Origin of the sequence: Paraburkholderia strydomiana (assembly GCF_031456815.1) — a bacterium.
GTDB classification, from domain to species: domain Bacteria; phylum Pseudomonadota; class Gammaproteobacteria; order Burkholderiales; family Burkholderiaceae; genus Paraburkholderia; species Paraburkholderia caledonica.
The window spans coordinates 1-21,038 of the sequence record NZ_JAVDVL010000005.1 but is presented as its reverse complement, the minus strand read 5'-3'; the positions used below and the strand labels follow the sequence as shown (position 1 = coordinate 21,038).

General features: G+C 60.0%; 22 protein-coding genes and 2 pseudogenes. 15 read left to right on the top strand and 9 right to left on the bottom strand.

Annotated features, from left to right (window positions below; all coding sequences use genetic code 11):
- The first annotated feature begins 16 nt into the window (after positions 1-16).
- The 5 genes from J2W46_RS15160 (at position 17) to J2W46_RS15145 (ending at position 2,927) form a co-directional block, all read left to right on the top strand.
- A complete protein-coding gene (locus J2W46_RS15160) occupies positions 17-283 on the top strand; it encodes a hypothetical protein (RefSeq protein ID WP_310354749.1) in 267 nt (88 codons plus the stop codon).
- A gap of 693 nt (positions 284-976) precedes the next feature.
- A complete protein-coding gene (locus tag J2W46_RS34360) occupies positions 977-1,396 on the top strand; it encodes a class II D-tagatose-bisphosphate aldolase non-catalytic subunit (RefSeq protein ID WP_374726838.1) in 420 nt (139 codons plus the stop codon).
- Between the two features lie 155 nt (positions 1,397-1,551).
- On the top strand, positions 1,552-2,004 hold the full coding sequence (locus tag J2W46_RS15155; RefSeq protein ID WP_310354748.1) for a cupin domain-containing protein: 453 nt from the start codon (positions 1,552-1,554) through the stop codon (positions 2,002-2,004).
- 482 nt (positions 2,005-2,486) lie between these two features.
- Positions 2,487-2,687: a hypothetical protein gene (locus tag J2W46_RS15150; RefSeq protein ID WP_310354747.1), complete on the top strand. Its 201-nt coding sequence runs from the start codon at positions 2,487-2,489 to the stop codon at positions 2,685-2,687.
- Positions 2,688-2,693: 6 nt separating this feature from the next.
- Positions 2,694-2,927, top strand: coding sequence for a hypothetical protein (locus tag J2W46_RS15145; protein ID WP_310354745.1), 234 nt, complete (start codon positions 2,694-2,696; stop codon positions 2,925-2,927).
- A 37-nt stretch (positions 2,928-2,964) separates the two neighbouring features.
- Here the strand turns inward: J2W46_RS15145 and J2W46_RS15140 are convergent, their stop codons facing one another.
- The gene (locus J2W46_RS15140) at positions 2,965-3,087 is read right to left on the bottom strand and encodes a hypothetical protein (RefSeq protein WP_310354744.1); all 123 of its coding nucleotides are present in this window, start codon (positions 3,085-3,087) and stop codon (positions 2,965-2,967) included.
- 288 nt (positions 3,088-3,375) lie between these two features.
- On the opposite strand from J2W46_RS15140, the gene J2W46_RS15135 reads away from it, so the two are divergent.
- The 3 genes from J2W46_RS15135 (at position 3,376) to J2W46_RS15125 (ending at position 5,896) form a co-directional block, all read left to right on the top strand.
- Entirely contained in the window at positions 3,376-3,693 is a 318-nt protein-coding gene (locus J2W46_RS15135) for an HdeA/HdeB family chaperone (RefSeq protein WP_310354741.1), read from the top strand.
- A gap of 63 nt (positions 3,694-3,756) precedes the next feature.
- On the top strand, positions 3,757-4,452 hold the full coding sequence (locus tag J2W46_RS15130) for a MarC family protein (RefSeq protein ID WP_310354739.1): 696 nt from the start codon (positions 3,757-3,759) through the stop codon (positions 4,450-4,452).
- 1,069 nt (positions 4,453-5,521) lie between these two features.
- On the top strand, positions 5,522-5,896 hold the full coding sequence (locus tag J2W46_RS15125) for a 2-dehydro-3-deoxygalactonokinase (protein ID WP_310354738.1): 375 nt from the start codon (positions 5,522-5,524) through the stop codon (positions 5,894-5,896).
- Between the two features lie 1,744 nt (positions 5,897-7,640).
- Here the strand turns inward: J2W46_RS15125 and J2W46_RS15120 are convergent.
- The gene (locus J2W46_RS15120) at positions 7,641-7,895 is read right to left on the bottom strand and encodes a hypothetical protein (RefSeq protein ID WP_310354737.1); all 255 of its coding nucleotides are present in this window, start codon (positions 7,893-7,895) and stop codon (positions 7,641-7,643) included.
- 114 nt (positions 7,896-8,009) lie between these two features.
- The gene (locus J2W46_RS15115) at positions 8,010-8,219 is read right to left on the bottom strand and encodes a DUF6900 domain-containing protein (RefSeq protein ID WP_310354735.1); all 210 of its coding nucleotides are present in this window, start codon (positions 8,217-8,219) and stop codon (positions 8,010-8,012) included.
- Between the two features lie 2,111 nt (positions 8,220-10,330).
- Here J2W46_RS15115 and J2W46_RS15110 point away from each other — a divergent pair.
- A complete protein-coding gene (locus J2W46_RS15110) occupies positions 10,331-10,837 on the top strand; it encodes a universal stress protein (protein WP_310354734.1) in 507 nt (168 codons plus the stop codon).
- A gap of 660 nt (positions 10,838-11,497) precedes the next feature.
- Positions 11,498-11,683: a DUF3563 family protein gene (locus tag J2W46_RS15105; RefSeq protein WP_310354733.1), complete on the top strand. Its 186-nt coding sequence runs from the start codon at positions 11,498-11,500 to the stop codon at positions 11,681-11,683.
- Between the two features lie 613 nt (positions 11,684-12,296).
- Here the strand turns inward: J2W46_RS15105 and J2W46_RS15100 are convergent.
- Positions 12,297-12,443 (bottom strand): hypothetical protein, encoded by a 147-nt coding sequence (locus J2W46_RS15100; protein WP_310354731.1) that lies wholly within the window; start codon positions 12,441-12,443, stop codon positions 12,297-12,299.
- A 273-nt stretch (positions 12,444-12,716) separates the two neighbouring features.
- On the opposite strand from J2W46_RS15100, the gene J2W46_RS15095 reads away from it, so the two are divergent.
- Positions 12,717-14,063, top strand: coding sequence for a sensor histidine kinase (locus J2W46_RS15095; RefSeq protein ID WP_310354729.1), 1,347 nt, complete (start codon positions 12,717-12,719; stop codon positions 14,061-14,063).
- Between the two features lie 22 nt (positions 14,064-14,085).
- On the top strand, positions 14,086-14,766 hold the full coding sequence (locus J2W46_RS15090; protein ID WP_310354727.1) for a response regulator transcription factor: 681 nt from the start codon (positions 14,086-14,088) through the stop codon (positions 14,764-14,766).
- A 205-nt stretch (positions 14,767-14,971) separates the two neighbouring features.
- Here J2W46_RS15090 and J2W46_RS15085 read toward each other — a convergent pair whose 3' ends face one another.
- Together J2W46_RS15085 and J2W46_RS15080 are read right to left on the bottom strand one after the other, a co-directional pair.
- Positions 14,972-15,325 (bottom strand): YMGG-like glycine zipper-containing protein, encoded by a 354-nt coding sequence (locus J2W46_RS15085; protein ID WP_310354726.1) that lies wholly within the window; start codon positions 15,323-15,325, stop codon positions 14,972-14,974.
- 631 nt (positions 15,326-15,956) lie between these two features.
- The gene (locus J2W46_RS15080) at positions 15,957-16,235 is read right to left on the bottom strand and encodes a GCG_CRPN prefix-to-repeats domain-containing protein (RefSeq protein WP_310354724.1); all 279 of its coding nucleotides are present in this window, start codon (positions 16,233-16,235) and stop codon (positions 15,957-15,959) included.
- Between the two features lie 239 nt (positions 16,236-16,474).
- On the opposite strand from J2W46_RS15080, the gene J2W46_RS15075 reads away from it, so the two are divergent.
- Together J2W46_RS15075 and J2W46_RS15070 are read left to right on the top strand one after the other, a co-directional pair.
- Entirely contained in the window at positions 16,475-16,873 is a 399-nt protein-coding gene (locus J2W46_RS15075) for a hypothetical protein (protein ID WP_310354722.1), read from the top strand.
- Between the two features lie 222 nt (positions 16,874-17,095).
- Entirely contained in the window at positions 17,096-17,572 is a 477-nt protein-coding gene (locus J2W46_RS15070) for a hypothetical protein (RefSeq protein WP_310354720.1), read from the top strand.
- An 890-nt stretch (positions 17,573-18,462) separates the two neighbouring features.
- On the opposite strand, the pseudogene J2W46_RS15065 reads toward J2W46_RS15070, so the two are convergent.
- Positions 18,463-18,746 (bottom strand): annotated as a pseudogene (locus J2W46_RS15065) (H-NS histone family protein).
- Positions 18,747-18,898: 152 nt separating this feature from the next.
- Here J2W46_RS15065 and J2W46_RS15060 point away from each other — a divergent pair.
- Positions 18,899-19,336: an SET domain-containing protein gene (locus J2W46_RS15060; protein ID WP_310354716.1), complete on the top strand. Its 438-nt coding sequence runs from the start codon at positions 18,899-18,901 to the stop codon at positions 19,334-19,336.
- 171 nt (positions 19,337-19,507) lie between these two features.
- On the opposite strand, the gene J2W46_RS15055 is transcribed toward J2W46_RS15060, so the two are convergent.
- Both J2W46_RS15055 and J2W46_RS15050 read right to left on the bottom strand, forming a co-directional pair.
- Positions 19,508-19,702 (bottom strand): YqaE/Pmp3 family membrane protein, encoded by a 195-nt coding sequence (locus J2W46_RS15055; RefSeq protein WP_310354714.1) that lies wholly within the window; start codon positions 19,700-19,702, stop codon positions 19,508-19,510.
- A 445-nt stretch (positions 19,703-20,147) separates the two neighbouring features.
- Positions 20,148-20,926, bottom strand: a pseudogene (locus tag J2W46_RS15050) (IS3 family transposase); the annotation flags it as partial.
- Positions 20,927-21,038 lie beyond the last annotated feature (112 nt).

The window sequence follows — 21,038 nt, the reverse complement described above, 5'->3', positions numbered from 1 at the left end:
TTAACGGCCGCAATCAATGCTTTCCGATTTCGATCTGGATGATTTACGTGTCTCGGTCTTGTCCACTTTGCGCCACCCAGTTCCTGTGATCAACGGCGACCTTGGCATCATTGATCAGGATGCCAAGTCCTTTCGCCTTTCCTTGAAAATAGCCAACAAGTTCGTCGCGCCCCCGGCCGCCACCATACTCGCCCGCCAACCCCAAAGTCCTTCTTCGTCGCGCTCTTCCACACTATCGACATATGCGACGCCCACCACTTGTCGGACAGGTGAAGGCGAGTAAGAGTCATCGCGCCGATATCGGTGTGGACGGACGAGCTTCAACGAAACTCGACCCCCTTGCTGCGTCCAAGAATCTGATCGCAAAAGCGCAGCTTGACCGACAGCAAGACGGCTCTGGCGCACAGCTCACGGAGGATTGCAGAAAAGGTGTCATTGTCAATCAAACGAGTAGTTGTACGTTTCCGCGTACGCGCGCTTGCAGCACGGTTGAGCGAGGCACGGGTTGTCAAAACCCACGGCGCTGGCGCGGGCACGAGTCTTCAATTCTGGGCGCGCGCTCCAATCGGCTGTGTTAGCTTCTCAGTTTCGGACGGCCAGGGCGTGCAGATGGCCACGGCTTCTGCTGCAGCTATAGGAGTAGAACAAGACGGCCGATGATGATCCGCCGCAACGTGTGTCGATGCACAGGGTGTTGTTGCGACAGCGAAAGATCGCGACATCATGGCGATCCCTCAGCCGAAGCGTCGAGCGACGCCGCCGAGCCGTCCGGGTGCAAAGGCGCGTCGTTTTTCTTCGATCGGCCTAGGTCGCGACGCGGCTCGGAAACTACAGCGCCCGCGCCTCTCGCCTGACGCCGGATATCGCCGCCACTTGCAGCGATGCTGTGAAGCCCCTGTGATACCCACTATTCACAACGACGCTGAAGTCGCGCTTGCCCCTCGGATCATTGGCAGTTGCGGGCCTCGGTCGACCGGTGCACGTTCCAGTGACCAGTCGCCAGCTACCGGATTCTCTTGTCAAGCACTGGCACGCTCGTCATACCGGGCGCCATGTCGTTCTTGAAACGGCCACTGTACATTGCTCCGCTCAATACGGCGCCGTTGGTTATCTGCGTGCCATCGCCATTCACAATCGACCCGGCAACTCGGAAAAGTACTATGACGGCGGCGAGCACGAGCACGAGCACGAGCACGAGCACGAGCAACGGATTTTGTGCGCGTACAGCTATAGCGATCGCCTGCGCTACTACTCCGCCGTTCCGCGGATCGGTGCAGCGGTGCAGAAACTGGTGGGTAGTCTCGCGGCTTGCGCATTCCCGAGAATCTGTTTAGCCGCTACCTGCTCGCGCAATACGAGGCGTTGCGCAGCGGGCTCATTGGCGGGTCGCCGATGAGTCCGATTCATTGCAAGCTGAGACAGGTGATCGGATTTATGCGGTGGCGTGCCGTGCTTAAATGGACATGCTTGTTTCGATAATTCCCACCTAATGCTGCATTCGTAACCTGCGTGTGTATCGAATCCTTCCAACTACGCACCAGGAGTTCTGTCGTGCCACACACACTGTTTCGTGGACTTTTCGCTGGCCTGCTCGCAGGCTGTTGCCTCAATCAGGCGTACGCAGCGAATGCTGCCGCCGACCTTCCTAACTCGGAACGCACGGTCTCGACCGTGCTGCTCAGGAGCGACCATTCATGGGATGGCACGCGATATAAGAGTTATCCCGCCGGCCAGCCGCAATTGACCATGTTGAAGATCGCGATTCCCGCGCACACGGCGCTGCCTTGGCACACGCATCCGATGCCGAACGCGGCCTACGTGATCTCGGGAACGCTGAACGTTGAGAGCCGCGACGGACGTCACAAGAAAACGCTGCATGCAGGCGATACGCTGCCGGAAATGGTTGGCATCTCGCATCGCGGCGTCACGGGAGATGCGCCCGTTGAACTGATCGTGTTCTACGCGGGCGTCAAGAACATGCCGACGGCCATGAAGTCGCAGTGAACTGCGACAGCGTCAGCCTGAAGCGCGTCGCGGCCGGACCAAGCGCGTCGGCGCGCGTGACAAGATGCAAAGGCGCGAGAGACGCCTAATCGCCCGACACGCGGCAATCCCGCCCGCGCTCCCGGTGATAACGCTCCATCGAAGCCGGCACCAGCTACACACCCCCACCCACCGCAAGTAGACTGATCGCAGTGAGCATGCGCGGCACTTGATCGACGACGCGCGGCCCGAGTCGCTTCACCTGACACGCTGGAACAAAATCCGCTTACATACCCCTCGCGCCCGAACGGCACACAAAGATGAGCGGCTCGTCGGCAAGGCGTTCCAGCGAAATCGCGCGCGTGCTGACGAGCCTGTGGCCGACGGGCAGGACAAGCCCACCGTATGACGCCAAGCCACACGATCGTGCCCCCGAGAGAATCGTGCGCTGATCTGCGGGTAGTTGGGCGACCGCATTCGCGGCAAAGCGCTGCTGATGTGTCATGGGAATTGCGTCAACGCTGGTCGGCTGCCTGCCGACATACGCGTCGATCGGCATCTGGGCACCCGCGCTGGTGACGAGGTTGCGCGTGCTACAAGGCTTCGCAATCGGCGGGGAGCAGAGCGCGGCGATCGTGCTGGGCGTCGAGAGCGCGGCTGCGCACCGACGCGAAATGTACGGCTCAAGCAGTTCGGGCAGTTGATGCGGCGTGCTGCTATCTACAGGCGCGTTGCTGCTGACTTTGCTACTGCCTGAAGCCGCGTTTATATCGTGGGGATGGCGCATTCCGTTTCTCTTCAGCGCGGTGCTCGTCGCGATCGGATTGATCGGCCGCGCGCGCCTGACGGAAACGGCCGAATTTGCAAGTTATAGGCGAGGCATGGTGTGGTCCATTTTCCGTTACGCAGCGGCTTCGCGGAAGTCACGGCGTCTCGCCGCGTGAATATCGCGCGCGGCAAACGCCTGTCTGACCGGCAAGATTACGCCCGCGTTTCTTCCGCAAGCCGCCAGTGCTCGGCGACGGCCGCGTGATCCGCACCGTTGCCTTCAACGGCAGGATAATCGCGCGGCCAGATTTCTGGACGGCGAGTGTTTGGACTCATGCGACTACTCGGCGTTTTATGCCGTCCTGAAACGCAAGGATATATCCATCATATCGGCCCCCAAGGACCGTCGGCACTGCCTCAATATAAACCGCAGCATAAGAGACGACGTTGGAGTGTGCGCGCTCCGGTGCTGCGGCGCAACGTGTCTTCATGCGCGATCGTGTATCGCAACTTCAAAATCGGTGTTTTGTGCCTCCAGGCGAACCGGTAATCCCAAGCTAAGTCGCCGAGATCAGGATTGCACCCGTGGTGTCAGAGGGTCTGCTGACGCTCGACCGATTCCCGATGGAGATTCCCATGATGACGTCCGCAAAATTCCTCGCCGTTCCCGCCGGCCTGCCCGTCGCGCACGCCGCCAGCGCTCAGGAAGCCAAAATCGCCTCCGCCAGGATGACCTGCGCCGAATTCACCCGAGTGGACGAGGCGTATCAGCCGGCGCCGGTGTACTGGGTCGCGGGCGTCGACAGGCTCGGCGTGAAGGAAACCGACTCGATGGTTGTCGATACGGCGCACCCCGTCGCCGCCGCGGTCGCCGACGCGTGCCGCAAAGACCCCGCCACGCGGTTCAGGACGAAAGTGCGCGCGATAATCAAGGCCAGCTAGGTTTCGCTGTTCGACCACCACGGCTGATCGTTTTACCAATACGCGTCTGAGCGAACCGATCCGATGACTCACCAGTTCACACAGGCCGTGCTGCTGATCGTCACCACGCTTTTTCCGATCATCAATCCACCGGCAGGCGCGCTGATCATTCTCAGCATGGAGCGCGGCGCGAGCGACCGCGATATGGCAGAGCTTGCGCGCCGCATCGCGATCAACGGGTTCGTGATCCTGCTTGTGTCGCTGCTGGTCGGCGCGTATGTGCTGTCGTTCTTCGGGATTTCGGAAGCGGTGCTGCGCGTCGCGGGGGGCCTCGTCATCGCGATGGCGGGGTGGGGGCTGCTGCAATCTCCAACCGACGAAGGCGCCGCCCCTTCGCAAAACGCTGGCCACGCCGAATCGCTGCGCGCGCGAGCGTTCTATCCGCTGACCTTGCCGATCACGGTCGGGCCCGGTTCGATTGCGGTTGCGATTGCGCTCGGCACAGGCGCGCCGCGCCTGGGACTTCAGCCCATCCATCTGGCGGGCGTGATCGCCGCGCTGTTGTTGTTGTGCGGAAACATTTACCTCTGCGTGCGCTTTGCGGCACGCGCCGCGCATCTGCTCGGCAAAACAGGAACGCAGATCGCGATGCGGCTGTTTGCGTTCGTGCTGTTCTGCATCGGCGTGCAACTGTCCTGGCTGGGGGTGTCGGAACTAATCGGCAGTCTGCATCTGCATGAAGCTGAAGCAGTGCTAGCATCGCACTCGAAACTGCCATAAGGCGGTCGGACCAGTGAGGCAAGTCGACGCGCAAAGCCTGAAAACGTTATCGGACGAAACCGACAAAAAGAAATCGAATGCAATGATTTCCGGGGTTGCGGCCAAAGAAGCGGCAGATTTCGGGATGCCGCCTATGCAAAAACAGCATCACCGTGAGAACGGCCGAATACAAACGTAGTCGGCACAGTCTGTGTCGAACACCAGCTTCTTCGGCTTTTTCAATGCCGACTCAACTTCGGTTGCCGATCGAGGTGAGAGTCTCCCCCTCGTCTAGTCCGGCCGGCCAGTGTGGTCAAACGCGCGCTCACACCCGCCGCTGTGCACTGGCTTGTCAGTAACGTCAATGCCCAAACAAAGGGACCTTCCGTCCTTTTTATTTGTTCGACGGTGTCTTCCACTCATGCAGCTCGGGGTACATCCGCCGGTCTGACCTTCGCGCCGCGGATTGCAGTTTGGCCTTGCCGGAATCGAGGTGAGCGACATACGCCCGCTCCTGCGCGCGCTGTTGGACTTCGGTTCCGACCGCGGCTTCGATTTCCGTGCATGACTCAAATCCAACTCCCTCTCGCGCAAGTAGCCTCGCAGTCTTCCGCGGCTTTAAATGCCCTCGCTGTTGATTTCCACGCAGTCTTAACCCACCGGGTCAGTTCTGCATGGACATCAACACCCTCGCCCCAATGAACTGACAGCCACAGGCAGCCGTTCTGTTCCCAACAAGCTGGATCGCATGCAAAAACGTCCCGAACGGTACGGCAATCGGCGAGGTAAGCCACGTCAGCGGTTTCGCCTTCGAGCAGTGCAGCGTCGAACCCAACTCTCGGCCAGTAGCGAACCCTATCATGTCAGGAATAGAGCTACGCCGGGCCACCGCCGTGGTATGTCCTGCAGATGCTTAACGTCGCGCGTCTGCTGAGTCGACGCCAGGTTGAACCTCTCCACATAATCGGAGGGGAGCGATCGCCCATACGATGTGTCTGCAAGTCTGTTCCCTGGCACCTAACTTCCGGGGTCTGGAGATGTAGTTCGACCAGGCACCGCACTTTCAGGCGCTCGTCCACCCAGCCCGTCTGTGTCAGAAAGCGGCGCGGCGCCCGCGTCGCGCGCATCCGGCGTCGAGACGCGGCTGAATTGCGACATGCTCGACTTGCTGACTATTTGCCGCTTGCAATTTCACCGCGCACGTCAAGGCGGCCAACTAAGCGCCGGGGCACTGGTCCCCGTCCACTCGACCAGCGGCACGCCGATTCGGATCAAGCCGCGTCTCATCGAAGATGGAGAGCTGCCCACTGTGATGCGCGGCGAGGAAAGGCAGATCGTCGGCGCGTCGCTGCAGGAAGCGGCGTTGGCACGCGGTGATGTGTCGGCACTCGTCGGCTTGCCGGGCACTCGTTGCAAATGGGCGATCGTCGCGAACAGCGGGATGAGCACTTCTACACCTTCATGACGGGCGAACTGTCTGCGGCGTCGAGGTCGCGCGGAGCTCGAGCGCGGCCGGTCTGCGTTCGACCATATTCTCGACGCGAGTATCGGGCTCACAGCCCGCCTGCCTGTCGGACAACAGTCAGACTACTTGTCGGGCGTACCGATCGGGCACGAACTCATCGGTCTTGAAGCGCTACTGACGATGCAGCAGATTCTGCCTTGCACGCAAAACCGTTCCCGATCGACGACGAATCGCAGTGTCCCCGTTACCGGCTGGCACCGCCTCTCTTCGGCTGCGGGAGATCGTAGAAACCCTGAAAGCTGCCAACTGGCCCCTAGACTACGAACGGTGACAAAGCGGCACGCTCGCGGAATCGGTGTCGAGTAGGCCCAATACGGCTACGCCTTCGGGGACGCAGCAATCTGTAAAAGGCGCAAGCGCCCGCTCGGTCGAACCTTCTGTCGGCACAGGATGCGCTTGCAACTCCAAAACGATCGGCAATGGTAAGTCAACAGGAACCATCATGTCGGAACGCTAAAAATTGGTGGGATCACAGGAAGGCTTCCTACGGCCGTAGAAAACAACGAACTTTCCGGCAGCGCCCAACGCACCGACGTTGCGACAAGCGGCGCGATTGTTGCCATGCTCCCAGCCCGTTCGCGCGTAAGGAACGTCCGAGACGCCGTCATGTCCCGTCTTGCGCGTCAGCCGGGACCTAACGGAACGCACGAGCCTCAGGTCCGACATCGCGCCAAAACGCATCGCGTGCTCCCTAGCGGCGATGATGCTACGCAGCTAGTCCGAGCCGATGGCTATCTCGCGCAACCTGTCGGCGCATATCGAGAAAGCGACGCCAGGACATTCCACCTCGAACCGACACGGCTCGCGCATCTCGTCGTTCGGCGTCGGATGAGCCAGCAGGGAAGTAAGCGTCGCGCAACGCGCCACCAAGGCGCGGAAGCCGCTGTCTGCGCAGCAGGTAGCGGAACTCGAGCTCCGCGACGAGCGCCGACCAGACGACGCTGAGCAATTCGTTTGCAAACGCATCGATAAGATCGCTTTGAAACAGTCTTCAAAGATAGGACGGCATAACTGATTCGCCCGAACAGATCACTTGCTTTGCCCGGACATTTCCGCGGCGCAACAGCATTATGCCGATCGAAAATTAGTGGTTGATGAGCAGACCGGAACTCGTTGTGAAGTTTCTCTCCGCCCGCTGACCTCGCGTGACGGCGCGGGGCTTTCAATGCTGCCAATCTGCGGGTCCAGCGCACCGGTTGTCGTTTGCGTTGACAGGCGATGCCGGTCGCGTCGCGCGATCGCCCATCGCATTCGGGCGGAGCACAGCAAAAAGAACTCCGGACAGTGCTGTACATCCTACGTCACTCAGTCGAAGCCAAGCCGGATCGGGAAAACATGGTCATCCTCGGACGCTATGGGGCCACCGAGGAATATCGGGTCGCCATAATCGATAACGCACGTGTGCCAATCAAGTTCATCGAAACAACACTCGATAATCGGGAAAGATGGAGCCCGGCCAATCAAGTAAAGGCGTCCCGCTTTATTCGTGACCAGCCGCGCGCACGCTCGCTATGTCTCCCGCCACAGTGTATTGCGCAGTGCTACCTGCGGAGGGGGCAGATACAGGCGCCCAGCAATCAGTTCGGACTGGTCCCATCGATTCTCTGCAAGCAAATGTTCTCGCCCGCCGCCACGCGGCGAATAGGGACAATCCTTACCGGTCTCTCCGATGCGGTACCGCTCGCTAGCAGAGCAATTCTCGCAGCGCCATTTTCGGATGCTTCGCAGCCTTTGCCGAAACGGTGCCAGGGGACGGGTCCAAAGTCAGAATGTGGACGGCAACGGCAGCGTACATGACAGACCCCGCCAGCAGTCCTGCGCACAGCATTCTGAAAATCAATGCGATGGTAGTTAACGGTTCGCGACAAGCGTTTGGCTCGCCTCTCAGCACCTGCATGAAACTTTTCCCACCACCTGGCGTGCGGCTCATCACGTCCATTCCTCGATCCGTTGTTCGGGTAAAAAGCACGACCGGCCTAGTGCCGCTTGGACTTCACATCTCTTGATTAGCGTGAAGTGCGACAGTTGAACCGGCAGTTTGGATCAATGTGCTTCAGTACCGTGTCCGCTGCTGACGAGACAGGTGATATCCCGCAATGAGCCCGACGTCATACGCCGATTCCAAAGCACGGACGATATCGCTCACCCGAACCGAAAGGCGCGTTTCGCGTTCAGAGCAGTCCGACGACAACTCGTTCACTTCGAAGCACTCTTCGGCGATTTCACTTAGAACATTCAGGCGTTCTTCATATGCTGTGTTCACGATCTACTCCTCGTCAAAAACGATGCGCTGCCGCGCTTGCAAGCGATTCGATCGCTCTCGCGCAAGGTTCCGCGCTGTCCAAGCAATGTTAGTGGATGATAATTAGCGCAGAATGAGTTATCCCCCGCCCCTTATCGGCTATTTGAATGACAAAACAGTTCATGACGGCTTACATACGTTCTCTTCAGACGGAACATCGCGAGCCAACCTTGGCTGTCATATAGCGCCCTGTCATACAGCTCGCTAGACGTCAGCCGGTTCGATACATTCAGTCCGGCAACACCGTGTCGTCACTGATTTCGCTCAATACCGGCAGGCCCGTCGCTGTAGGCGCCAACGACTTCGGAACGCCTTTGCCTCGATCGAGGCTTGCAGGCCTCCGCGGTGCCTGCCCATATCTGGGTGAACCGGCGCATCCGTCTCACGCCATGCGTAGCGCTTGAATAGTTGCCAATACCCGCCCTTGATAACATAGCCAGATTTTTCACCGTATGCGCAACTGTGTGATTGGTGTACATGGCGCAGGAAATACCATTGCAGACCGGGCAGATCGTGGTGAAGGATGTGATAGTCGTTGTTCAAGAAGAGCAAGCGCAACTTTCGCGCGCCATAACATGCGCGGCACGCCATTGGCCTCGATCCACTACGCAGACGATACATCGTTACTTTGCGAGTCAACTGCCTGCTGTCAAGAGCCCCGCGTCACGGTGGTGCGCCAGATGGGTGTCGCGGTAGACCTCGTACCGGTACCACACCGCCAGCGGCGCGCTACCGAGCAACTGGTTCACAAGCGCAGATCGGATCAGACGCCGTGCAACAACTCGTGCTGCAACGACATGTGTCAAACGCAAAGAATCACGAGGAGAACCGTCGCGGCCATCAACGGAAGCCGTCCGGCGTGCGCCAGTGTGACGACGACGATCCAGCCCCTGTGAACCAGCACGTTGAGCAGCCACCTTTGCCGCTCCGTGCGCGCAGTCAGTGCGACCGCAGAGCGACAACTTCAAGCGGCTGGACGTCGTGAAGGTATTAGCTGAATTCTCTTGCGCCCGAACTCTATTGTGAAGAGGACGCCATGTAAGTGTTGAGAATGAGCGCAGGTTTAGCGCTTATCGTGCCGCCAGACCAGGCTTCGCTACGCCGAGTCGCCCGAATATGGCCGAACGAAGCGCCCGATAAACACGTGCGGTGACCACGATGTGAACCACCCAGACCTCGTTGACGGACGACAAGGCTGGTAATCGGACAATTCGTCGAACGCTTCCTCGATACGTCGCGCGACAGCGAGCCGCAAGGCGATTCAGAGCGCTGGGACAGCGACAAGCGCCGAAGCGAAAAAGGCAAGAGGCGCCTCGATGCTTACAACAGTGAGAACAAAACAACCGAAATAAACCTCACGTTCGCGGTAGCAGGTGGCGTTTGCGTTGCGCCTCCATTGCGATGCACTGACAGGAAGGCTGGAGCTACTGGCTGTCACGCAACAGTACCGTATTAATTATCCGTCAAAGCAGCACAATGCGAAGGCCCCAGCAACGTGCCTGATCGCGTGATTGACGACCAGCGGATATTCGCGAAAGACACCACGTTGAAAACGGTCGAACGGTGGAACCATGGACATAGGGACCGCTCCGACTGCGAAACTACGTCAGGCGACCGACGCAAACCGAGTGCTATCACGGCGCGCAGGTCGCCAGCATGAAGCCCCCGGTGACATATCCCCTTTTGGGGTGGCGAAACTCGCGCGCTAGCGGCATACATCGTCGTATGTCAGAAAGAGGTGAGCGCTGCGCATCAACAAGAACTTCCGAATTGGTTGCGCCCGCCGCTCGATCGGGACCCGTCGTACAGATCAGTCCGACGAGTTCTCGCGCATGTCGCGGTCGACCTTCGAGTCGGCTCATTGGCGTGTCCTCATTGACATTGAATAAACAGCAACCTTAGCGCGCCCGAATTAGCCGCGAATGAGTTGCGGCTAGTGGGCGGCGTTAGCTATGGGATGCGTCAGTGAACACTGGCGCTGACGCCGTCAAACGTCGCCTCACTCGCAGCTAAGTTTGCAAACTGACAATTCGATTATTGTCAGCCGATTCTGATAAAGGAGGAGATCTACTATGGTCAGCAAAATGGTTGTTGCAGTCGGTACAGACGACGCAGAAGGCTTACTGGCCTGCGCACTGGAAACCTCGCGTCGAAACGATGCGAAAGTCTTCATGGTGCACGTCGTTGATCCGCTAAGCTGTCTCGCCGGAGCCATCGATTTCGATTGCAGCCTGGTAATGGACGCGATGCTGGCGCAGGGAAGGCAACTCGCCGCAACCACCGAGGAATGGTTCAACGCGCGAGGCTGTGCTGTTCAGTCGGAGTTGCTGGTGGTACCGACACACGGCGCGAGCTGCGGCGAAGCAATTGCGTCGTATGCGAATCGGCAGCAGGTGGACCTCGTCCTTCTCGGAAGCCGGAAGAGCGACTGGATGCAATGGCTGCGCGAAGACGTTGCCGCCGTTGTGATGCGCAATACGAGTGCCTCGGTACGTCGCATTCCCGGTGCGGCGTCAAAAGATTTGGGGGTCGGCAGTGCACCGCACCCGATTTCTGCATCGGGGGTGTCTAGCGCCTAACGCTCCAAAAATGTCCGTACGTCTTCAATCGCCGTAAGCTCGATCTAATGCTTCGCGGCCACGTGGCGGGAGCGCATTGTGCGGCACGGTTCAGACCGCCCGGCAGCCTTGAACTGATCAACACTACTGCCGACGAGGTCACGCCTTAACCGGCGGAGCACGGTCGCAATCGTCAGCCGCGGTCGGCTCCGCTCGGCAGATCCGCCAGGCATCGATGCGACATAAGAAGAAGTTGGACATGAAAACTTTCTGCAGACTCGGCCGTGACTGCGTCACTGATGCACACACGAACGCACGTCAGTCAACCTGCCAGCGGTTCCGTCAGTAGAGCTCGCTGTCCTGATCGCAAGGATGCCCTCGGCGTCGCTTTCGGCCCGTGGCTAGAGACCAGCCATGGATATTTGTGATTGCGATGGCCTTACATCGGCAATCGATTCCCGCATTTCATTCCCCGCATTGCCATACCTACCCCAGTTCGTCACATACGAAGAAGCGGCAGCGGTCGCGCTGATCATGCTGAGGCTTTGCTCCATCACTTTTCTTTCCTGCCATGCTGCCCGCCGCCCGCTCACGTTCGCCTAATTCCCATTCCTTTCAATATTCCTCTTTGTTGATAGACGTTCTGTGCACGGTCAAACCGTGCTTCTCCCGGAGAAAGACATGTTCAAGAAACTGATGGAAAAATTCGTAGCCCGGTTGACTGCGGCGGAAAGCGTGCGGCGCGATACATACCTGAGCTCAGCGACCGATTTGGCCGATCTGGAGCGCCGCAGTCGCTACTTTGAGGCAAATCACTCACCGTATTCGATGTACTACGGCGATCGCAGGCGTGATCGGGGTGATTAAGGCTACTGATTGGCACCTTTTGTCGAGCCCGATCGCCGCCCGTCCCATGAGTACACCACGCCGACCGCTTCCCGCGCCTGCGTCGATACTTTACTCGACGAGCGTTCAGTACAAGCCGGACGCACCGCGATTCGCCGTGTCGGCAAGGGCATCACTGGCCGGACTTTCAAAAGCGCACTTTTTCCGTTATGGCCGGGCGCTTTCGGCCATTGGGATCGGAGGCAATTCGGTAGCGGCGTTATACGCACCATATTGGCCTCATGCAGTCTTTGCGTTACGCATCCGATTTGCTCGGGGCAGCCGCCATGTTCCTGCCGGCACCGACAGATCCCTGCCATCCAGCGGCATTGCTCGTCAGGGTAGCCCCCACCTTCCTCATCACATTCACTGAAACCAGGCATCTGGTGCCGTCGGACATCGACGTGACGGTCATTGCGATCGATTGTGGACTCCGACTTACTGCGTCTGAAGACCATCGCGGTTGTCACAATGACTCGCCAATGGGAGGCTTTGCGCAGCCCATAGATCTGGCCGTGACTGCATCGCGCTGCGGCGGATCATCGATCGCACGTGGCACATCGCCGAGCAGTTATTGCAGCTCGCTCGCGGCGATTCATGGGCGGCCCTTGGCGGATGCGATCAACGTGACGCGGGCGGTGAGCGAGGTCGTCGCCGATTCGTTGCTGATTGCGCGGGCCAAGGCATCGACGGCGGCACCGGGGAAAATATCGGCGGCCAGCCTGCAAAGGCCTTCGTGCACTGGTGAGCTTCCGCTGATGACCAATAAGCGTCGGCGAGATTCGGTAGCGCGCCGGTCAACGAGGAGGCGGACGTCCGCGATTGCTGGGGCTGAACGACGTGTGGCCCCGAGCTCGCTTCACGATGTGCCGCTTAGCAGCATTGATGAAGGCGATACTCGATCCGGCTGGTTCGTTCGACACTCACTTACACAACGGGCCTGCGCTGAGCATCACGCGGAAAACCGAAAAAACGGTACTACAATGCGTGTTGTGCAAATCTGCTCGATCCCTTCATGGTCTCGCTCAAGCGGCCGACGCGCGAACTATCGCTCAAGGCCCGTATCATCACGATCTTGGTAGTGCTCCTCGTCGCCGTGAGCATGGTCGAAGCTGTCGCGACGGCCTTGCTGTCGCGACGCCATATCGACGACCTGATGGACTCGCATCTGCAGGGGGCGGCGGTTTGGCTGTCGGTTGGCAAGGTGGGCACGCTCGGGAACAAGGGCCCCCCCCAGCATTCTGTGGACGGCTTTGTCGGGCAGGTATGGGAGCGTGGGAACTCCGTGCCGACAGACAACACCGATCCAGAGGTAGTGTTCGACCGTAATGCGCCGGCCGGCTTCTCGGTCGAGCATATCGGTAGGCGCGGCTACCGGATCTACACGCTGCGGCGCGACGACGGCGCGGTTACGTGGCAAGTCGGGCAACCGCTCGCTTTTCGCCAACGCGTGGCGGCACAGTCGGCAATCGAAAGTTTGCTGCCGAGTCTGGTGCGCATTCCGCTCGTGTGGATTGCGATCGTACTGGTGGTCAACGCCGCGTTCGCGCCGTTGGTGCGTGCGAGTGCCGAGGCCGAAGCAGTCGGCGTCGGCCGGCTCAGGCCACTTGAAATCTCGCATGTGCCGAAGGAAGTTCGACCGTTTACCGACTCGATCAACCGGATGATCGCTCGGGTGCAGCAAGGCATCGAGGCGGAGAAGCGCTTCGTTGCCGATGCGGCGCACGAACTGCGCACACCGATCGCAGCGATTCAGCTGCGCGTCGATAATCTCGCGAATGCGCCTGACGAAGCGTCGCGTGTGGAACGGGTCCAGGATCTGCGCGATGCGCTTTCGCGCAGTGCAACGACGATCCGGCAACTGCTCGAACTCGCGCGCGCGGACGCGCGGCTCGAGGACGCGAACCTGGCGCCGGTCGACGTGCGTGAGCTAATCCAAAGGCTGGTTGCGGACCTTTTGCCGCTTGCCGACGCTCAAAAAATCGATCTCGGCGTCAAGCGCTTCGAGCCCGCGCAGGTTCGTGCCCGCGAAGGCGAGCTGCGCATGGCGCTGCGCAATCTGATCGAGAACGCGCTGCGCTATACACCGGCTGGCGGCTGCATCGACATTGAAGTGTTCGAGGAAGGTCAGCACGCGATCGTGCGAGTAACCGACACCGGCCCCGGCATTCCCGAAGCGTCGCTCGAACGCGTGTTCGACCGCTTCTATCGTCTCGGCACGAGCGGCGCGGACGGCAGCGGACTAGGGCTTTCGATTGTCAAGTCGGTGATCACCAAGTATCACGGGGCGGTGGTGCTCGCGAACCGGCGTGACAGCGGAAGCGGTTTGATCGCAACGACCACGCTGCCGCGCGCGGCGTAAATAGAGCAGCGGAGAAGAACGGATGCGAGTGCTGCTGGTGGAAGACGACGTCCAGATCGGCCAGAGCCTGTTGCGGGGATTGCATGATGCCGGCTACAGTGTCGATTGGGTGCGAGACGGCACGGCCGGCTCCAGTGCAATGGCGGCGACCCAATATACTGTGGTGCTGCTGGATTTGGGCTTGCCGGGCATGGGCGGCATCGAATTGCTGCGCCAGGCGCGCGCAACAGGCAATCGGGTGCCGGTTCTGATCCTCACCGCCCAGGACAATCTCGATGTGCGCGTCGAAGGACTCGATGTGGGTGCCGACGACTACTTGCTAAAACCGTTCCAGTTGCCCGAACTACTCGCGCGGATCCGCGCAGTGCTGCGCCGCAAGGCCGGGTATGCAGTATCGCGGTTGGGCAACGACAAGATGAACCTCGATCTCGACAAGCGCATGCTGACCTTCAATGACGTTTGCGCGGTACTGTCCGCCCGTGAATTCGCATTGATGCATGCGCTGCTCGAGCGCCCCGGTACGATCTTCTCGCGCAGCCAGCTCGAGGACCGGCTTTATAGCTGGGGCAAGGAAGTCGAGAGCAACGCGCTCGACGTGCTCATCCATGCGGTACGCAAGAAGTTCGGGGCGTCGGTGATTCGCAACGTACGCGGCCTCGGCTGGACCGTCACGCTGGAACACGACGCGTCGAACCGAAGTTGACGAAGCCCCCTACCGCTTCACAGCACCCCGCCACGCGCCACTCGAATCTCCCCGCAGGTCTGCCTATGTGCGAGATCCCGACCAGGTCCGGCTCGCCTTGGCCGCCGCAGATTTTACGAAGTGATGATCGGCTGGCGCCACGAAATTCAGATCAAAGGCGGCAGGTGCGACGCAATAGTTGCGTTGAGCCCACATGGCGCCTCCGTCACCGGTCAATAAGCCCAAGCTCGTATGGTCCCGGATTTCCGTAGACGACGACCGGTGCCGGTGCCACGACGGGGGGCGGTCCATAGGCCGCGCTGATGCCGTAGTCAGCCTGTCCCGTGATCTGATTGCCCTTCCAAGCCATACATTGCGAATACGCGGCGTCGTAGCGCGCCTGCAGACTTGCGGAGGTGGCTTGAGCACCTGTCGCGCCAACTGCCCCGCCAAGCAGAAAGCCAGCGCCCGCGCCGATAGCCGCACCCACGCCCGGGTTGCGAGCGGCGGCCCCCAGCAGCGCGCCGGCGGCCGCGCCGCCTGCGGTGCCGATCGCGCTACTACGCAGTTCGTCATGCATCGGCACGGGTTGCAGCCGCGTTGTCGAGCTGGAACGCGCACTGCCGGCACGCGTAGTCTTCCTTCTGGAATTCGCCCAGCAGGCAACATCGACCAGCTGCACGCTTGCGACTGGTGCGTGTTCCCGGCGGGAGCCGGTGGCAAGCACCGCGAGCTGAACATCAAAACTGCGAGCTTGCACACTTTATATATCGATCATGTAGGACCGCCTGTTGCTGCAGCCTTCATACTCGCGCGCTCCGACGGATCCGGCTCGCGCAACCGCATTACGCCATGGTCGGCGACGCGACACGCGCTTTGCCGATCTCGCTGGCTGTCGTTGTTCGCCGTCTGGTTGGGGACGAGCCCGCACTCTGCGAAGATCGGCACAGTTCGCCACGCCACAAGGGGGTACGATTCCCCCGAGATGCGCCCTTCAATGCGAAAAGCGATGCGCTCGACGCGCGACAGCATCGGCCCGACTGTCGGACACTGCACGCCGCCAGCGGTGTCGTCTGCGCGAGTTCATTGCGGCCGCTTACGGATCGACTTGATAGTCATTCGGACAAGCGGCCGCATGTTCGCTATTCCGGCATTGAGTCATGCGACTGCAGCTGGACTGTCGTATCGCCTGCGGAGCCGCGCGGCAAGTATCACTGCCATTCGCCGTTCGGCAGACGTCCGTGGTACGGCGTATTCCGACAGTGTCCCCATGGCCCGAGCCAGTATCCGGGCGCACATACGCTGGCTGATACCGGCGGTGCATAGATAACCGGCCTTGGTTCGACCACGATCGGCGCGGCATAGCGGCATTGGCCCCAGTAGTTGCGCCAGCCGCCAGGGCCGCAACCCTGTGCGGCTTGAGCTGTACCGACCGAAAGTGTCAGCGCGGCGGCCGCAACGGACAGCGCCGCAATCGTACGGGTCTTCATGATGTGCTCCTTTCCCGAGTCCGCTGAGGGACACGAGGCATGGTGGTGGTGGTTCTCAGATGACATTGTCGTGGCAGACACTTAGCTAATAATGAGCGCCCCCTTAGGGTCCAGCGAAGTGCATCACGTTTCGCGTGGCGTGTTGGTCACGCAGCCCCATGCAGTCGCACGCAACTTTGCGCTTGCCTCAAGGCGCCATAGATGCGCTGGGCTCACGGAACGATATTCGGGTAATTCACATGAACGAACAGGACAAGGCTCCGGAGCCAGGTCATTCTAGCCTTAACCTCGCCGAGCTATTCGGCGGAGGCTTCGATTTGCGTTGTGCCAACCTGATTCAAGGCGGCTCCTTCCCGGCGGTGGTGCGCCGAAGCATTTCCTCGTTACTCCTGCTTGCGGTGGGCGAGGACGGGCGCGACGTCTTTACCGCGGCGCCAATAATCACGCCGCCTGTGACCGTAAGCAGACACAATGAAAGACCGTCTTCATTGCGATGGCGCATGCAGTCAAAGAGCTGCGCGGATTTGAGATTGACGAAAGGAGAAACTGTTCTTCGTCGACTTCTGCGCGTTACAAATAGTCCGTCACTCGAAGTCGCCGACATGCTGCGCCCGTCCCGTTGCTTCGCTCGTGCGTGATGCGTGGAATGATGGATGTTCGGTGTCTTTCGGGATTCGAGCATGCAAATGAACCGACCTCTGATCGCTTGCAGCAGGCGCCGCTTGCCGCGCTGCACGCTCCCGTCGTTCACGCCAGCAGGGAGTGACGAGCGAGGGCAGACGGGGCGACGCACGGTCCTTAAAAAATGGGCAGATTGAAGCAGCGCTGAAGACCGCCGGAATCCAGGCGTTACAAAGCCGATGCTCGCGATCCCAAAAAAGCGCCTTCCTCCTTACGACGATTTTCCTATGATCCGCCGGTCGAAAACCCAGGTCGAGCTGCTCTGCTACCTGGTTGTAGCCCAACTCATCGCTCGCGCGCGCACGGGCGGCTGGTTGAGGACGGACCACTTCGCTGAGTCCATGCACATCTGGCTGAATGCCACCGGCGCACAAGTCGATTGGCTCGAGCGGATGTACTTTAAATCACTGTCGGAGATCGTGGCTTCGGACTTCGGCAACCTGCCCCACTTCGCGGATGAAGCTCGGCTCGCCGAACTGTTCACTCACGTTTGGCGCCTCGACTACTCATCGCCGGTTGTCCGCAGTATTTATGCGGCTCGCGAAGGGAATTGGAGCGGCATCCCACATCCTCTCAACGCTTCGGCACCTCCAATACAACGGACGCGTGCCGTCCGGGACGCCGCCAGTCCCTCAGCAAGTCCGTGCATCCGTTGACAATGAAGGCCGCGCGCGGCGTCCCGGTCCTGTGCTAGTGCTAGCCGCAGTTGTCGCCGGGGAGGCTCACCCGGATGTTCGAGCACCTCGCAATTGCGCATTCCGGCGCGCACGCGCCGGTGTGGTCAAGCGCGCTCCGCTGGCGGATTTGCTGGATTGTGATCCAGTCCTGCGAGAGCGGAGAAAAGTCTGCTCAAGCCAGGCTGCTTCCGGTACGCGCCGAAGGGCGCGCAAGCAGTTGATAGCGACCCGCCGCAGTCGACGAGATGCACAACCGCGGCAACTCGACGAGCCGGCACGGATGATCGGCGTAGCCAATGAATAGTGCACCGCGGACGATCACGCTGTAGCCAGCGTCCCCGTCTGGGTCGGTCAACGTCTTCGGGTGTTTATAGACAATGCCCAACCCTCATGCCGAATTTGCGAAGGAGCACGCGATCCGACCACAAGCCGTCCGGTAACGCCGATTGTCGCGGACGATACAACCGTCGAGCTCTGGGAGTGCAAAGTCTGCATTTGCGCTTTCGCATCACTACCCGCGAAGCCGAACGCCTCGTCCTCTCCGGACGGATGGCAGACGCGCGTCGCGCCAGTTCGGTGACACGTCAGGCATGACGACGCCAGTGAACACGACGTCAACGTCAGCACCGTCAAGCGTGTTCAGCGCCTGCGCCGCGCCTTCTGCGGGCTGCGGACGCATCCTGATCAGCATCAGCAGTTCGCAAGTCGCGTCAGTCGACGCGACCTCATCATCCACGACCAGTGTGCGCGGGTCGTTCACAGCCTTGAACTTGCTGCCGCCATCGCAACCAGCGCTGCGGCTCCCGGCGAAAAGGTCAGACGCAGGCATAGCGTGACGAGCGCCCTTCCGCCGCACTCATCTGTCAGACTCATTCGGTAATGCGGAAGCGCTCAAGGTCCTGATCCTTGATCCATCGCGGCGCGCGCCCGCGCCCGCTCCACGTTTCGCCGGTCTCCGGGTTGCGGTACTTCACGGCCACCGCGCGTCCCGCGTCCTTGCGCCGCTTGCCAAACACGTCTTCGGGCGTGAAGCCGAATTCCGCCACAGTCTCGCGCACCCTTTCGAGCGCGGACGCAGCCTCGTGCTGCCGTGCCTCCGCGATCAGTTTTTCAAGCTTCTCTTTTCCGCGAGCAGTTCTTTGTACCGTGCCATCATGTTGATTTCCGTTGGGGGTGATGGACGATTCTACCAGTCGCGAATCGCTGTCAAATGCCCAGCCGGGGCTGGCAGGTCCGAGGCGCAACCTTCGTTCCGGTCATCGCCAGCGGTAGCTCAACCTTCCACGTTCGCACTATCGACAATCGATGAAAAGAATATCTGTCCGCCGCTCGAGCGTTCATGGTCGCGGTGTCTTTGCACTGCGACCCTTATGCGCCGGTGAGCTCATACTCGAGTACGCCGGCACCGTTATGAGCTGGAAACGCGCGATAAGCCGCCATCGGCGGTTCGGCGTACAGGGCCATACGTTCCTCTTTGGACTTTCTGATGGACGGGTGATTGACGGTTCGCTCGGCGGCAACAGCGCGCGTTGGCTCAACCATGCCTGCGTCGCCAACTGTGAGGCCATCGAGGATGACGGCAGGGTCTACATCCATGCGGTGTCGGATATCGAGCCCGGTGAGGAGCTGTTCATCTCATACGGTCTTACAACGGAGGGCCGAGCCTCGGCATCAGTACGAGCCCAGTATGCGTGCCGCTGCGGCCATCGGCGATGTCGCGGCACGATGCTCGCTCGTACCTGAAGTACCCGTGTGCTTCGATAGAGGTCCGTGCGCTCCCTGTTCGCGCCGTTCGATTTCTGTGGCGAGAGCGCACGGGTAAAAGTCGACCAAGAGCGCACGCGCTCGGGAAAGCTTTCTCAAGTGCGGCGTCCGATACAGGCGCCTACCCGCACGCAGCTTTGATCGGCCCGCTTAGCGGCTGCTCGCCAGAGCGCGCTCGATCTTGTGATCGGTCCTGTACTGGCCTAGTGCATGGACGGACCAGATTGCGGCAGGAATCCAGCCGATCAGCGTAATCTGAAGCAGCAGGCAGACTATTCCCGCGAACGGACGCCCAATCGTGAAGAAATAAAGCCATGGGAGAATCAGGGCAAGCAATAAGCGCATTTTTGTCTTTTGCTGGTTGAGGTTTTTCGGGAGGTACCGACACCGGTCGGGAGACGAATACTTGCCATAACGATTGTTTTCCAGCCGGGCATACCGGGCTAACAAGGTCGGATGTTCCGTACGCCCGTGCCGGATCGATCTATTCACACTAAGGGCCGGGCCGCGATGTGAAGTTGACGACGCTCCCCCGCGCAAAAAACTGACCTCAGAAGACCTAGCATTCTGTGTTAACGGCCGCCTTCCGCGAGACTTTGAGTTCCTCAACGGCGCGACGTGCGTCCAAGAGTAGCGCTATGCCGCTTCCTTCGGGGCGCCGGGCCGCATAGCCCGTTGACGAGCGCCAGCGACGGTCCGGAGTGTGCTGAAAGACTGCGACGCCCGGGCGTGTTGATTTCCCCCAAGCATTAACCCAATGGGGATGCGGACATTTTCCTGGACTGATATACGTCGTTAGCCGGAGGCTTTCACGATATTCGATGGGGCTGAGATAGCCAAGCAAGCCCTTGATCCGCTTCTCGTTGTACCAGCGAATGTAGGTGTAGATTGTCAATTACGATGGTCGTCGAACGCCAGTCTCCTGGATAGAACATCTCGGTCTTCAGCCTGCAAAAGAATCCCTCACAGGCCGCGTTGTCAGGTGAACAGGCTTTACGCGACATGGATCGGACCAGATTAGCCTTTGCAACCCGCGATAGCCAGCCCGGCCAACGGTAGTGGCCACCTCGATCGGAATGCACGATCGGCGTCTCATCGTCGTCGGTCACGGTCTCGATAGCCGCATCCAGCATGGTATTTACGAGCTCTGCGTCGGGGCTTGTGCCAATCGACCAGCTCACTACCATGCCATCGAAGCAGTCGATCATGGGCGACAGATATACCTTTCCCGCGGGAATCTGGAACTCGGAGATATCCGTGACCCACTTTTCATTGGGGGGTCAGCGTGGAAATCGCGATTGATGATGTTCTCCGGGGCAGGGCTGATTTCTCCGATATAGGAACGGTATCGGCGCCGTTTGGCCTGGCTGCGTGAAGGCCGCCCTGTTTCATGAGGCGACGCACGACTTTCTCCGATAGAAACACCCGTTGCCGGCTGAGCGCTGCCTGCACCCGACGATAGCCGTAGGATCGGTGATTGTTCTCGAAGATCTCAGCAACGGTACAACGGACCTCTGCATATTTGTCGGCAAGCCGTATGGACGACCGATGGTAGAAATAGGAGCTGCGCCAGGTTCAACCGCGCAGGAGGTATCCGAAATCTTGTGTGTCGAGGTCGGTTAAAAAACCTCAGCTGATGGCGGAGGTGAACCGCTCGCCGAACAGGATGGCGAACTGATTG

What these genes read in the sequence shown, in the direction of transcription:
- J2W46_RS15160 (WP_310354749.1), top strand. Translation starts at nt 17, where the DNA reads ATGCTTTCCGATTTCGATCTGGATGATTTACGTGTCTCGGTCTTGTCC.
- J2W46_RS15150 (WP_310354747.1), top strand. Translation starts at nt 2,487, where the DNA reads ATGGGAATTGCGTCAACGCTGGTCGGCTGCCTGCCGACATACGCGTCG.
- J2W46_RS15140 (WP_310354744.1), bottom strand. Translation starts at nt 3,087, where the DNA reads ATGAGTCCAAACACTCGCCGTCCAGAAATCTGGCCGCGCGATTATCCT.
- J2W46_RS15135 (WP_310354741.1), top strand. Translation starts at nt 3,376, where the DNA reads ATGGAGATTCCCATGATGACGTCCGCAAAATTCCTCGCCGTTCCCGCC.
- J2W46_RS15130 (WP_310354739.1), top strand. Translation starts at nt 3,757, where the DNA reads ATGACTCACCAGTTCACACAGGCCGTGCTGCTGATCGTCACCACGCTT.
- J2W46_RS15120 (WP_310354737.1), bottom strand. Translation starts at nt 7,895, where the DNA reads ATGGACGTGATGAGCCGCACGCCAGGTGGTGGGAAAAGTTTCATGCAG.
- J2W46_RS15110 (WP_310354734.1), top strand. Translation starts at nt 10,331, where the DNA reads ATGGTCAGCAAAATGGTTGTTGCAGTCGGTACAGACGACGCAGAAGGC.
- J2W46_RS15105 (WP_310354733.1), top strand. Translation starts at nt 11,498, where the DNA reads ATGTTCAAGAAACTGATGGAAAAATTCGTAGCCCGGTTGACTGCGGCG.
- J2W46_RS15095 (WP_310354729.1), top strand. Translation starts at nt 12,717, where the DNA reads ATGGTCTCGCTCAAGCGGCCGACGCGCGAACTATCGCTCAAGGCCCGT.
- J2W46_RS15090 (WP_310354727.1), top strand. Translation starts at nt 14,086, where the DNA reads ATGCGAGTGCTGCTGGTGGAAGACGACGTCCAGATCGGCCAGAGCCTG.
- J2W46_RS15085 (WP_310354726.1), bottom strand. Translation starts at nt 15,325, where the DNA reads ATGCATGACGAACTGCGTAGTAGCGCGATCGGCACCGCAGGCGGCGCG.
- J2W46_RS15080 (WP_310354724.1), bottom strand. Translation starts at nt 16,235, where the DNA reads ATGAAGACCCGTACGATTGCGGCGCTGTCCGTTGCGGCCGCCGCGCTG.
- J2W46_RS15075 (WP_310354722.1), top strand. Translation starts at nt 16,475, where the DNA reads ATGAACGAACAGGACAAGGCTCCGGAGCCAGGTCATTCTAGCCTTAAC.
- J2W46_RS15070 (WP_310354720.1), top strand. Translation starts at nt 17,096, where the DNA reads ATGCTCGCGATCCCAAAAAAGCGCCTTCCTCCTTACGACGATTTTCCT.
- J2W46_RS15060 (WP_310354716.1), top strand. Translation starts at nt 18,899, where the DNA reads ATGAAAAGAATATCTGTCCGCCGCTCGAGCGTTCATGGTCGCGGTGTC.
- J2W46_RS15055 (WP_310354714.1), bottom strand. Translation starts at nt 19,702, where the DNA reads ATGCGCTTATTGCTTGCCCTGATTCTCCCATGGCTTTATTTCTTCACG.